We start from the raw sequence: 12,121 nt of genomic DNA, 5'->3' as shown, positions 1-12,121 counted from the left end.
CATTAACCCCGGGCGCCATTAATGGCGTCATTATGTTCCGCCCGCGCATTAACCCAGGACGCCATTAATGGCGCCCCTACGGGGGCATCGCAGGGGGTGCATTAATGCGCCCCTGGCCGCAGCTCGCACCGCCCCTGCATTGCATCATGGCGGGAAAGGGCGCCGTGACGTATCGTATACGCATTCATCCGGGCGTCATAAAGGGCGCCCCTGGCCGGGAGAGCTGCATGTCACTGCATTTTCTATCATCACTGACGGAGATCGCGGCTGCTGAATGGGACGCGCTGCTGCCTGACGATCAGCCCTTTTTACGCCACGCCTTTCTGACCACCCTTGAGGAGAGCGGCAGCGTGCGCGCTGAAACGGGCTGGCAGCCGGCACACCTGCTCTGGCGGGAGCAGGGCAAAACCGTCGCTGCGCTACCGGGCTATGTTAAATCCCACTCGCGCGGAGAATATGTCTTCGATCAGGCCTGGGCCGAGGCGTGCCAGCGCGCGGGGATCCGCTACTACCCCAAATGGCTCGGTGCCGTTCCGTTCAGTCCGGTAACGGGGCAGCGTCTGCTGGGCGAAGCGTCCGCCATCACTCAGCTGCTGACCGCGCTGCCGGACGCGCTGCTGGCGCGACAGATAAGCGGGGCGCATATCAACTTCACCACGCCGTCCGCCAATGCCCTGATCGCAGAGCAGTCCGACTGGCTGATGCGCCTCGGCCTGCAGTATCACTGGCACAACCGTCACTACCGCGACTTTGCCGACTTTCTTGATACGCTGATGTCGCGTAAACGCAAGCAGCTGCGCAAAGAGCGGGAGCTGGTGCAGCAGAGCGGCTTTGTCTTTAGCTGGTATCGCGGTGATGAACTGCGGGAGGATCAGTGGGATTTTGTCTACACCTGCTACGTCAGCACCTATGCGGTACGCGGCCAGCGTCCTTACCTGACGCGTGCATTTTTCAGTCTGCTGGCAGAGCGTATGCCGCAGGCGATTCGCGTGGTTATCGCCACGCTGGATGAGCGGCCTGCCGCGATGGCCTTTTACCTGTGCGACAGCACCACGCTTTATGGCCGCTACTGGGGCTGTCTGGCAGAGTTTGACCGCCTGCATTTTGAAACCTGTTTCTATCAGGGCATGGAGTTTGCTATCGCAGAAGGGCTGCAGCGCTTTGATGCGGGAGCGCAGGGTGAGCACAAACTGGTGCGCGGTTTTGAGCCGGTGATAACGCACTCGTGGCACTATCTGGCGCATCCGGGACTGCGCGCGGCGGTGGAGGATTTTCTGCAGCAGGAACGGGCAGGGGTGCACGACTGGGCCGATGAGGCGCGTGCAGCCCTGCCGTTCCGGCGCGGCGATTAATCGGTGCCGACAAAACCGCCGGTCTGATGCTGCCACAGGCGGGCATAGAGACCGTTCTGCGCCAGCAGCTCGTGATGATTGCCCATCTCCACGATCTCCCCCTGCTCCAGCACCACCAGCCGGTCCATCTTCGCAATGGTCGACAGACGATGGGCGATAGCGATCACCGTTTTGCCCTGCATCAGGCTCTCCAGGCTCTCCTGAATGGCCGCTTCCACTTCAGAGTCCAGCGCCGAGGTGGCTTCATCCATAATCAGAACCGGCGCATCTTTGAGCAGCACGCGGGCGATAGCGATACGCTGTCGCTGACCGCCGGAGAGCTTGACGCCGCGCTCACCGACGTGCGCCTCCAGCCCGGTGCGCCCCTGAGAATCAGAGAGCAGCGGAATAAACTCATCGGCACGCGCCTGCGTGATGGCCGCCTGCAGCTCCGCTTCCGTGGCGTCGGGACGACCATAGAGCAGATTGTCGCGGATGGAACGGTGCAGCAGTGAGGTATCCTGCGTGATCATACCAATCTGCCCGCGCAGGCTCGCCTGAGTCACATCCGCAATGTTTTGATCGTCAATCGCAATGCGGCCGCCGTTGAGGTCATACAGGCGCAGCAGCAGATTCACCAGCGTGGATTTACCGGCACCGGAAGGGCCAATCAGGCCGATTTTTTCACCCGGTTTAATCGTCAGATTCAGCCGGTTAATCACCTGACGGTTAGTGCCATAATCAAAGCGCACATCTTCAAAGCGGATCTGACCGCGCGTCACCCGCAGCGGTGGCGCCGCCGGCGCATCCTGGACGCTGAGCGGCTGCGCAATAGTACCCAGCCCATCCTGCACCATGCCGATATTTTCAAAAATACCGTTCACCACCCACATGATCCAGCCTGACATATTCACCAGCCGGATCACCAGCCCGGTCGCCAGCGCAATGGCGCCGACGCTGATCAGCGACTGGCTCCAGAGCCACAGCGCCAGCCCGGAGGTGCTGACAATCAGCAGGCCATTGAGCGCAGAGAGCGTGATGTCCATGCTGGTCACCATGCGGCTGGCGTGGCGGGTTTTGTCGGTCTGGTCCTGAATCGCCTCGCGTGCGTAGCGCTTCTCCAGATCGGTATGCGCAAACAGCTTGATGGTGGCAATGTTGGTGTAACCATCCACAATGGTGCCCATCAGGCGCGATCGCGCCTCTGAAGAGACCACCGACCGCTGCTTCACGCGCGGGACAAAAAAGCGCAGTGACAAGCTGTAAGCGATCAGCCAGATTACCAGCGGGATCATCAGCCGCCAGTCCGCTTCTGCAAACAGCACCAGCGAGGTACCGGCGTAAATCACCACATGCCAGATGGCGTCCACCAGCTGTACCGCTGAATCGCGCAGCGCGTTGCCGGTCTGCATGATGCGCTGGGCGATGCGGCCGGCAAAATCGTTCTGAAAGAAGTTCAGGCTCTGGCGCAGTACATAGTTATGATGCTGCCAGCGGATCATGCTGGTCATGCCGGGGTTGATGCTCTGGTGAACCAGCAGGTCGTGCAGGGCGATCACCACCGGCCGCAGGATCAGCGCCACCGCCGCCATCCAGAGCAGCGTCGGCCAGTGTTCACTGAAGAGCGTCGCCGGCGTGGCATGGCTGACGAGGTCGATAATGCGGCTGAGATAGCTGAACAGCGCCACTTCAATCAGCGCCTGCGCCAGGCCCACTACCAGCAGCGCGGCGAAACCTGGCCATACCTGACGCAGATAGTAGCGATAGAACGCGCCGAGGGTGGCGGGGGGAGAATCCGTTGGTGCATCCTGAAAAATATTGATAAAACGTTCAAAACGGCGAAACAACATAGGGTCACTCTTTCCGGAAGGTCAGAGTTAACAGCTTAGTGCAATCAGATGGAGATCACGGATATGGAGATAAAGATTCGCGGCCGCGAACCGCGCGACGCCGCGGCTTACCAGCGTCTCTACAGTCAGCCAGAGGTATATCGCTGGACCACGCAGCTGCCCTTTCCCAGCGTGGCCACGTGGGAGAAAAAATTTGAGCGCATGGACGCTGAAGGCTATATCGCATTTGTCGCTGAGCTGGAGGGACAGCTGGTAGGCGAACTGACGCTGTTTACCGAACAGCGGCTGCGCACCCGCCACAGCCTGAGCTTTGGCATCAGCGTTGATCCGGCGTTTGCCGGACGCGGCATCGGTGAGCAGCTAATCCGCACCGGGCTCGACTACGCCTTTAACTGGATGGGGATTATCCGCGTGGAGCTGGAAGCGTTTCATGACAACGCGCGCGCGCTGCGCCTCTATACGCGTCTGGGCTTTGAGCATGAGGGCGTAAAGCGCAAAGCGTGCCTGCGCGATGGCGACTATCACGATATTGTGGTGATGGCGAAACTGCGCGACCCTCAGTGACGCTGCGCGCGTCTTCTGAAGCGCACGAAAAGAAGAGCTGACAGCAGAGCCGCCGCACCGTGCGGCTCTGCTGCGTTCTCAGGCGGGGCTACTGGCTCTTTTTAACGTAGTTCTGCATATTCTCTTTGGTGACCAGCTCAAACGGGATCCAGACGTGAGAAGCGACTTTTTCACCGGCAATCAGCTTTTGCGCGACCTCAACGGACGTTTTGCCCTGGCCGATGGCGTCCTGAAATACGGTGACCTGAATTTTATCCTGCGCCAGCGCCTGCAGACCATCCGGCGTGGCGTCAATGCCGCCAATCAGCAGCTTTTTGTTGCTTTTTGCCAGCGCCATGGCTGCGCCAATCGCCATCTCATCGTTGTTCGCCGCGACAATATCAATCGCCTCGCCGTTGCCAAGCCAGTTAAGCATTAAATCCATGCCTTCGTTGCGTGCATAGTTAGCCGGCTGTTTCTGCACCACTTTCATGCCGGGATATTTTGCTACCACCTGCTCCACATCTTTCGTGCGCTGCAGGGCACCGGCATCAGTGAGATTGCCGATCATAATCGCCACATTGCCTTTGTAATCAGCCATTTTAGCCAGCGCTTCCATCTGCAGCGTGCCCGACTCACGCTCATCCGAGCCCACGAACACCACTCCTGGCGGCAGCGTTTTATCGCCCGGCGTACGGTTCACATACACCAGCGGAATTTTTGCCTGCTGTGCCAGACGGGTCAGCTGCGGCGTGCTGGCCGAGTCCACCGGATCGACAATGATGGCATCCACGCCCGCGCCGATAAAACTCTGTACCTGATCGGTCTGACGGCCGACATCGCCGCGTGCATCTTCAAACTGCACCGCCAGCCCGCGCGCTTTCGCCTCTTTATCGATCGACTGGCGGATGATGGTTAAAAAGTTCTGATCAAAGTAGGCCATCGACACGCCGATTTTATCCGCCAGCGACGACGCAGAAGCCGAAAGCAATCCCACCAGCAGCACCGCTTTTACTGTTTTCATTGCGTACTCCAGAGCATGAGAGAAGAGAGGGTGGAACAAATGTTTCAGTAAAATTAAAAATGACCTTTTGCAACCATTTGAGACTACGATCGGCGCGCAAGCCTGACAATCTGCCGGTGCGCGTTTTGCTGCCGGGAGCACAGATCGGCTCCCACATAGCCAGCGCCAGCCGCCTTTTCTTTCGCCTGGCGCACACTCTGCGGCGGTCACCGGAGAAAGATCGGCAATCTGTGCGGCACAGCACGCGGCATTGTGCCAAACGCTGAAAGCGGGACCGTTTTTAACCTGTCGATCCCTGCAACCGCACAATGACCGCGCACCAGCCCGCTTTCTATAGTTGCTGAACAGTAAAGATTGCGCGGTATTGCTGATCCCTGTCGCATCGCGACAGGACGCTTCCCCTTTCAAGGAACTGAGCCTATGTTGCAACGTCAAATCCGCAGTGAAACCAGCCGTGTGCGCCTCTGGATCCTGTGCCTGATCCTGTTTCTGTCGGTGGTGGCCTATGCTGACCGTTCGATCCTGTCGATCTCCGGTTCCGCGATCAAAGAGGAGTTTGGTCTTTCGGCGATCCAGCTTGGCCTGATCCTCTCTGCCTTCAGCTGGGCTTACGTGATTGGTCAGATCCCCGGTGGCCTGCTGCTTGACCGCTTCGGCACCAAAAAAGTCTACGGCGCGACGCTGGTGCTCTGGTCAGTCTCCACGCTGCTGATGGGCTTTGTCGGTGAGTTCTCCGCCGGCGTAACCATGACGCTGACGCTGATGTTCGCGCTGCGTTTTGCGCTGGGGCTGATAGAAGCGCCGAGCTTTCCCGCCAACGCCCGCGCGGTCATTATGTGGTTTCCCGGAGCCGAACGCGGCCGCGCCTCATCGCTGTTTGCCTCGGCGCAATATTTTGCCGTCGCCATTTTTTCGCCCATCTCAGGCTGGCTGGTCATGCGGTTTGGCTGGGAGTGGCCGTTCTTTGTACTGGGCACCATCGGCATTCTGGCCGTGTTTGGCTGGATGGCGTGGATGCACACGCCGCGTCAGCATCCGCGCGTGACAAAAAGCGAGCTGGACTACATTAAGCAGGGCGGTGCGCTGGTGGATATTGATGCCGCAGAGACGCTGAAAGCCCGTCCTCCGGTCGATAAACGCATGTTTAAACTGCTGCTCAGCAGCCGCATGCTGTGGTGCGCCTATCTGGGGCAGTACTGCACGATTGCACTCAGCTACTTCTTCATTACCTGGTTCCCTATCTATCTGGTTCAGGCGCGCGGCATGAATATCATGGATGCCGGTTTTGCCACCATTGCGCCGGCGCTGTTTGGATTTCTCGGCGGCATCAGCGGCGGTTTCCTCTCTGACAGGCTGCTGGCGCGCGGCTGGAGCCTCTCCTGGGCGCGCAAGGGGCCGTTTATCGCCGGTATGGTGATGGCGGCTTCGCTGACGCTGGCTGCGGTGATCCCGACCAACGCCGGTATTATCGCTATCATGTCTTTCGCGTTCTTCGGCAAGGGCGTGGCGGCGGGCGCGGGCACCTGGACCATTGTCAGCGATACCGCGCCAAAAGAGGCGGTAGGGCTGGCGGGTGCCATCTTCAACGGTATCGGCAATATGGCTGGCTTCATCACGCCGCTACTGTTTGGCATTATTGTCGGCCTGACCGGCAGCTACAGCGTTGGCCTGCTGTTTGTTGGCGCGCACTGTATTATCGCGGCCCTGCTGTTTCTGCTGGTGATGGGACCGATTCAGCGCGCAGAGAGCCAGACGCCTGCGGGTCAGACGCGCACGCCGCGCCGTGAGCAGGGCGAAGGCGCTCTGAGCCGGTAGTCTGTTCACCGCCACCGGTAAAGGGCACCCGCGGGAAAATGTGCGCTTTACCGGCGGGCTCACAGCCGCACAAAACGCCTCTGAAGATTTTTTGATCAGCTGCCGATACCCCTCCTTACCATCCACAGCGAGTCAGGAGAGTACGTGTGATAAAGCTGATTTCCGTGGACGAACTGCAAGAGGGCATGTTTATCCACAAACTTGAGGTCTGGTGGCTGAAAGATCGGCGCATTCGCAACCTTATGCTGATCACTGACCGCCGCCAGATCGCCATGATCCGCAGTGAAGGGATCCGCCAGGTCTGGATCGATCTCGATAAGTCGGTGCCGATCCCGCACAGCCAGCCCGTCAGAGCGCCGGTTGCGGAAAGTGCCTTTTTCCGCGAGCTGGATCAGGCGCAGCAGATTTTCGCCCAGGGCAAGCCGCGCGTGCTGGCGATGTTTAATGAGGCCCGTATGGGGCAGCGCCTCGATCTCAGCTTCACGCTCAATCTGGTTGATCAGATAGCGGGATCGATTGCGCGTGAGCCTTCAGCGCTGCTCAGCGTGGCGCGCCTGAAAAATCACGATGACTACACTTATCTGCACTCCATGGCGGTATGCGGGCTGATGATCTCGCTCGGTAAGAAGCTGGGGCTGGAGGCCGATCGGCTGCGTCGCGCAGGCATGGCTGGGCTGCTGCACGATGTCGGCAAAGCGGCCGTGCCGCTGGCGATCCTCAATAAGCCCGGCAAGCTGAGCGACGATGAGTTCGCAGTCATGCGTGAACACCCGATTGTTGGCGCGCAGATGCTGATGGAGGCGGACGCCGGCTACGATCTGCTGGATGTGGCGCTGCATCATCACGAAAAATTTGACGGCAGCGGCTACCCGCACGGCCTGCGCGGCGAGGAGATCACGCTCTATGCCCGCATGGCCTCCGTCTGTGATGTCTATGACGCGCTCACCTCGCATCGTCCCTACCGTAAAGGCTGGACGCCTGCAGAAGCGATGCACAATATGCTGAGCTGGCGCGGCCATTTCGATCCCGCGCTGCTGCACAGTTTTGTTCGGTCGATTGGCATCTATCCGGTCGGATCGCTGGTACGTCTGGCGTCGGGACGGGTCGCGCTGGTGGTGCAGGCGGGTGAAAAATCGCTGCTGAAGCCTAAACTGCACGTCTTCTGGTCGCTGCATGCCCGGCGCGAAGTGAAACCGGAAATTGTCGATTTAGGCGACAGTTTCTGTACCGACAGCATTACCGGTGCTGAAGAGGGGTCGCTGTGGCAGAACATCGACCTTAACCGCGTCTGGGCGCTGGAAAGCGCTTAATTTTACGCCATATTTATACTTTCTTTACGCCCGTCCTCCGCCTTTTTATCCCTTCTTTATGCCGCGCCGTGCATGCTTGTCGCACTACTGACTACTCCGGAGGTTGCTGTGAGCGTGGGCGTAATAGCGGGCATTGTGCTGCTGATTTTGTTGCTGGGCTATCTGGTTTATGCCCTGCTTAATGCGGAGGCATTCTGATGGCGGCGAATGCATTCTTACTGATCGCGCTGTTTCTGCTGGTGCTGATGGCGCTGGCGCAGCCGCTGGGTCGGTTTCTGGCGCAGCTGGTGGCAGATAAACCGCTGCTGCCGCGCACCGAGCACCTGCTGTGGCAGCTGACGGGCAGCGGCACAGCGGCGATGCGCTGGCAGCACTATCTGCTGGCGCTGCTGCTGTTTAACGCCGTGGGCTTCGTGGTGCTGCTGGCGATACTGATGCTGCAGGGGGCGCTGCCGCTTAATCCGCAGCAGATGCCGGGCCTGAGCTGGTATCTGGCGTTTAACACTGCGGTAAGCTTTGTCACCAATACCAACTGGCAGGCGTATGGCGGTGAGAGCAGCCTGAGCTACTTCAGCCAGATGGCGGGGCTGACGGTACAAAACTTTCTCTCTGCGGCAACCGGTATCGCCGTAGCGTTTGCCCTGATGCGCGGGTTTGCTAACCGCTCGCTGGCGACGCTCGGCAACGCCTGGCGTGACCTGACGCGCATTACGCTCTACGTCCTGCTGCCGCTCAGCCTGGTGATTGCGCTGTTTTATGTCAGCCAGGGCACCATCCAGAGCTTTGCGGCGTATCACACCCTCACCACGCTGGAGGGCGCACAGCAGACGCTGCCGCTCGGTCCGGTAGCCTCACAGGAAGCCATCAAGATGCTCGGCACCAACGGCGGTGGGTTCTTTAACGCGAACTCTGCCCACCCGTTTGAGAATCCGACCGCCCTGACCAACTTTGTTCAGATGCTGAGCATTTTCCTGATCCCGGCGTCGCTCTGCTTTACGTTCGGGCAGCACCTGAACGATCGCCGGCAGGGCCATATGCTGCTGTGGAGCATGAGTATTCTGTTTGTCCTCGCGGCCTCGGCGGTGATGTGGGCAGAGGTACGGGGCAACCCGCATTTCCTGGCGCTGGGCGCTGACAGCGCGCTCAACATGGAGGGCAAGGAGACGCGCTTCGGCATACTCAACTCGGGCCTGTTCGCGGTAATTACCACGGCAGCCTCCTGCGGCGCGGTTAATGCAATGCATGACTCCTTTACCGCGCTGGGCGGCATGGTGCCGATGTGGCTGATGCAGCTGGGCGAAGTGGTATTCGGCGGCGTGGGCGCAGGGCTGTACGGCATGCTGCTGTTCGTTCTGCTGGCGGTGTTTATCGCCGGGCTGATGATCGGGCGCACGCCGGAGTATCGCGGTAAAAAAATCGACGTGTGGGAGATGAAAATGACCGCGCTGGCGATTCTGGTCACGCCCGCGCTGGTGCTGCTGGGTACCGCACTGGCGCTGATGACCGATGCCGGTCGCGCGGCGATGGCCAACCCCGGCATTCACGGATTCAGCGAAATACTCTATGCGGTCTCATCTGCGGCAAATAACAACGGCAGCGCTTTTGCCGGACTCAGCGCCAACACGCCGTTCTGGAACCTGCTGCTCGGCGTCTGCATGCTGGCTGGCCGCTTCGGCATCATTATTCCGGTTATGGCGATTGCCGGATCGCTGGCGGCGAAAAACGTTCAGCCCGCGGGTAACGGTACGCTGCCGACGCACGGTCCGCTGTTTATCGGCCTGCTTACAGGCACCGTGCTGCTGGTGGGTGCGCTGACCTTTATTCCCGCGCTGGCGCTTGGGCCGGTCGCGGAACATCTGCAACTGATTCAGGAATAACGCAATCATGAGTCGTCAACAACTGGCGCTGTTTGATGCGCAGCTGACCCGTACCGCGCTGCTGGATGCGGTTAAAAAACTCGATCCGCGCGTGCAGTTTCGCAACCCGGTGATGTTTCTGGTATGGCTGGGCAGCGTGCTGACGTCGCTGCTGGCCGGCGGCATGCTGGCGGGCTGGCTGAGCGGCAGCGCCGGCTTTACCGGCGCCATTGCCTTCTGGCTCTGGATAACCGTGCTGTTCGCCAGCTTTGCAGAAGCGCTGGCGGAAGGGCGCAGCAAGGCGCAGGCCAACAGCCTGAAAGGCATTAAGAAAACCAGCGAGGCGAAGAAGCTTGCGGCAGCGCACTATGGTGCTGCATGGCAGCCAGTCTCTGCGGATACGCTGCGCAAAGGTGACGTGGTCCTGGTTGAGGCGGGCGATGTGATCCCGTGCGACGGCGATGTACTGGAGGGCGGCGCGTCGGTAGATGAGAGCGCCATTACCGGCGAATCGGCGCCGGTGATACGCGAGTCCGGCGGTGATTTTGCTTCCGTTACCGGCGGCACGCGCATTCTGTCTGACTGGCTGGTGATCCGGTGCAGCGTCAATCCGGGCGAAACCTTTCTCGATCGAATGATCGCCATGGTGGAGGGCGCAAAACGTCGTAAAACCCCGAATGAGGTCGCGCTGACCATTCTGCTGGTTTCACTGACCATCGTATTTCTGCTGGCGACCGCCACGCTGTGGCCATTTTCCGCGTACGGCGGTACACCGGTCAGCGTCACGGTACTGGTGGCGCTGCTGGTCTGTCTTATTCCCACCACGATTGGTGGCCTGCTGTCGGCCATTGGCGTGGCGGGCATGAGCCGCATGCTGGGGGCAAACGTGATCGCCACCAGCGGACGCGCGGTGGAGGCGGCAGGGGACGTTGACGTGCTGCTGCTGGATAAAACCGGCACCATCACGCTCGGTAATCGCCAGGCGACGCAGTTTCTGCCCGCGCCAGGCGTCAGCGAAGAGCAGCTGGCGGATGCGGCACAGCTCGCCTCACTGGCAGATGAAACGCCGGAAGGACGCAGTATTGTGGTGCTGGCGAAGCAGCGGTTTAACCTGCGCGAACGCGATCTCAGCGCAATGGGCGCCAGCTTTATCCCTTTTTCCGCTCAGACCCGCATGAGCGGCGTGAACGTGCAGGAGCGGCTGATCCGTAAAGGCGCCGTGGACGCCGTGCGCCGCTATATCGACGCCGGCAATGGACGCTTTCCGGCGGAGGTCAACGCCCGGGTTGAGGAGGTCGCGCGCGCGGGCGGCACGCCGCTGGTGGTAGCCGAAGGCGCGCAGGTTCTGGGCGTGGTGGCGTTGAAAGACATTGTCAAAGGCGGCATCAAAGAGCGTTTTGCTGAACTGCGCCGGATGGGCATTAAAACCGTGATGATCACCGGCGACAACCCGCTGACCGCAGCGGCTATCGCCGCAGAGGCGGGCGTGGATGACTTTCTGTCAGAAGCGACGCCGGAGGCTAAACTGGCGCTGATCCGTCAGTATCAGTCAGAAGGACGGCTGGTCGCGATGACCGGCGACGGCACCAACGATGCGCCTGCGCTGGCGCAGGCGGATGTCGCGGTGGCGATGAACTCCGGCACCCAGGCGGCGAAAGAGGCGGGGAACATGGTCGATCTCGACTCGAATCCGACCAAGCTGCTGGAGGTGGTGCATATCGGTAAGCAGATGCTGATGACGCGGGGGTCGCTGACCACCTTTAGCATCGCCAACGACGTGGCGAAATATTTTGCCATCATTCCGGCGGCGTTTGCCGTGACCTACCCGCAGCTCAGCATGCTCAATATCATGGCGCTGCACTCTCCCGCCTCCGCGATCCTGTCGGCGGTGATCTTCAACGCACTGGTGATTGTGTTTCTTATTCCGCTGGCGCTGAAAGGGGTGAGTTACCGGCCGGTGAGCGCGGCAGCGCTGCTGCGACGCAATCTGTGGATTTACGGTGCGGGCGGGCTGGTGGTGCCTTTTATCGGTATTAAAGCGATTGACCTGCTGCTCACGCTGTCAGGCCTGGTGTAAGGAGAAGAGAGATGAGTCAGTTACGTCCGGCTGTTGTATTGTTTATGGTGCTGATGCTGTTTACCGGTGTTCTCTATCCGCTGCTGACCACCGGGCTGGCACAGTGGTGGTTTCCGCAGCAGGCGAGCGGTTCGCTGCTGAGGCAGGCGGGCAGCGTGCGCGGCTCAGCGCTGATTGGGCAGCAGTTCACTCAGCCCGGCTATTTCCAGGGTCGGCCATCGACCACGGCGGAGCGGCCTTATAACGCGCAGGCTTCCGGTGGCAGCAACCTGGCCGGGAGTAACCCGGCGCTGGACAGCGCCGTAGCCGCGCGCG

10 protein-coding genes are annotated in these 12,121 nt (G+C 60.3%); 8 read left to right on the top strand and 2 right to left on the bottom strand.

The window, feature by feature from the left end; all coding sequences use genetic code 11:
• The first annotated feature begins 227 nt into the window (after positions 1-227).
• Positions 228-1,352, top strand: coding sequence for a GNAT family N-acetyltransferase (locus HA43_RS17740; protein WP_094112262.1), 1,125 nt, complete (start codon positions 228-230; stop codon positions 1,350-1,352).
• On the opposite strand, the gene HA43_RS17735 is transcribed toward HA43_RS17740, so the two are convergent.
• Positions 1,349-3,181 carry an ABC transporter ATP-binding protein gene (locus HA43_RS17735; protein ID WP_094112261.1) on the bottom strand — a complete coding sequence of 611 codons (1,833 nt, stop codon included), beginning with the start codon at positions 3,179-3,181 and terminating at the stop codon, positions 1,349-1,351. The two genes, HA43_RS17740 and HA43_RS17735, sit on opposite strands and share 4 nt — an antisense overlap.
• Before the next feature lie 63 nt (positions 3,182-3,244).
• Between HA43_RS17735 and HA43_RS17730 the strand changes: the two genes are divergently transcribed.
• Positions 3,245-3,745 carry a GNAT family N-acetyltransferase gene (locus tag HA43_RS17730; protein ID WP_071669262.1) on the top strand — a complete coding sequence of 167 codons (501 nt, stop codon included), beginning with the start codon at positions 3,245-3,247 and terminating at the stop codon, positions 3,743-3,745.
• A gap of 88 nt (positions 3,746-3,833) precedes the next feature.
• On the opposite strand, the gene HA43_RS17725 is transcribed toward HA43_RS17730, so the two are convergent.
• A complete protein-coding gene (locus HA43_RS17725) occupies positions 3,834-4,748 on the bottom strand; it encodes a sugar ABC transporter substrate-binding protein (protein ID WP_094112260.1) in 915 nt (304 codons plus the stop codon).
• A 420-nt stretch (positions 4,749-5,168) separates the two neighbouring features.
• On the opposite strand from HA43_RS17725, the gene HA43_RS17720 reads away from it, so the two are divergent.
• The 6 genes from HA43_RS17720 to HA43_RS17695 form a co-directional block, all read left to right on the top strand.
• Positions 5,169-6,563, top strand: a complete 1,395-nt coding sequence (locus HA43_RS17720) for an MFS transporter (protein WP_094112259.1) — start codon at positions 5,169-5,171, stop codon at positions 6,561-6,563.
• Positions 6,564-6,709: 146 nt separating this feature from the next.
• Positions 6,710-7,873, top strand: a complete 1,164-nt coding sequence (locus HA43_RS17715) for an HD-GYP domain-containing protein (RefSeq protein ID WP_094112258.1) — start codon at positions 6,710-6,712, stop codon at positions 7,871-7,873.
• A gap of 108 nt (positions 7,874-7,981) precedes the next feature.
• Complete coding sequence (gene kdpF, locus HA43_RS17710; RefSeq protein WP_071669265.1) at positions 7,982-8,071, top strand: K(+)-transporting ATPase subunit F; 90 nt, start codon at positions 7,982-7,984, stop codon at positions 8,069-8,071.
• Positions 8,071-9,750, top strand: coding sequence for a potassium-transporting ATPase subunit KdpA (gene kdpA, locus HA43_RS17705; RefSeq protein WP_094112257.1), 1,680 nt, complete (start codon positions 8,071-8,073; stop codon positions 9,748-9,750). Before kdpF ends, kdpA begins: the two co-directional genes overlap by 1 nt.
• Before the next feature lie 7 nt (positions 9,751-9,757).
• Positions 9,758-11,806, top strand: coding sequence for a potassium-transporting ATPase subunit KdpB (gene kdpB, locus HA43_RS17700; protein WP_094112256.1), 2,049 nt, complete (start codon positions 9,758-9,760; stop codon positions 11,804-11,806).
• An 11-nt stretch (positions 11,807-11,817) separates the two neighbouring features.
• The coding region (locus tag HA43_RS17695) for a potassium-transporting ATPase subunit C (protein WP_128083829.1) at positions 11,818-12,121 on the top strand (304 nt) is incomplete at its 3' end.

It is taken from the genome of Pantoea eucrina (assembly GCF_002095385.1).
Taxonomy (GTDB): Bacteria; Pseudomonadota; Gammaproteobacteria; order Enterobacterales; family Enterobacteriaceae; genus Pantoea; species Pantoea eucrina.
The sequence above is the reverse complement of the archived record's forward strand: the minus strand, read 5'-3'. Positions and strand labels throughout refer to the sequence as shown.

What these genes read in the sequence shown, in the direction of transcription:
- kdpA (WP_094112257.1), top strand. Translation starts at nt 8,071, where the DNA reads ATGGCGGCGAATGCATTCTTACTGATCGCGCTGTTTCTGCTGGTGCTG.
- HA43_RS17730 (WP_071669262.1), top strand. Translation starts at nt 3,245, where the DNA reads ATGGAGATAAAGATTCGCGGCCGCGAACCGCGCGACGCCGCGGCTTAC.
- HA43_RS17720 (WP_094112259.1), top strand. Translation starts at nt 5,169, where the DNA reads ATGTTGCAACGTCAAATCCGCAGTGAAACCAGCCGTGTGCGCCTCTGG.
- HA43_RS17735 (WP_094112261.1), bottom strand. Translation starts at nt 3,181, where the DNA reads ATGTTGTTTCGCCGTTTTGAACGTTTTATCAATATTTTTCAGGATGCA.
- kdpB (WP_094112256.1), top strand. Translation starts at nt 9,758, where the DNA reads ATGAGTCGTCAACAACTGGCGCTGTTTGATGCGCAGCTGACCCGTACC.
- HA43_RS17725 (WP_094112260.1), bottom strand. Translation starts at nt 4,748, where the DNA reads ATGAAAACAGTAAAAGCGGTGCTGCTGGTGGGATTGCTTTCGGCTTCT.
- HA43_RS17740 (WP_094112262.1), top strand. Translation starts at nt 228, where the DNA reads ATGTCACTGCATTTTCTATCATCACTGACGGAGATCGCGGCTGCTGAA.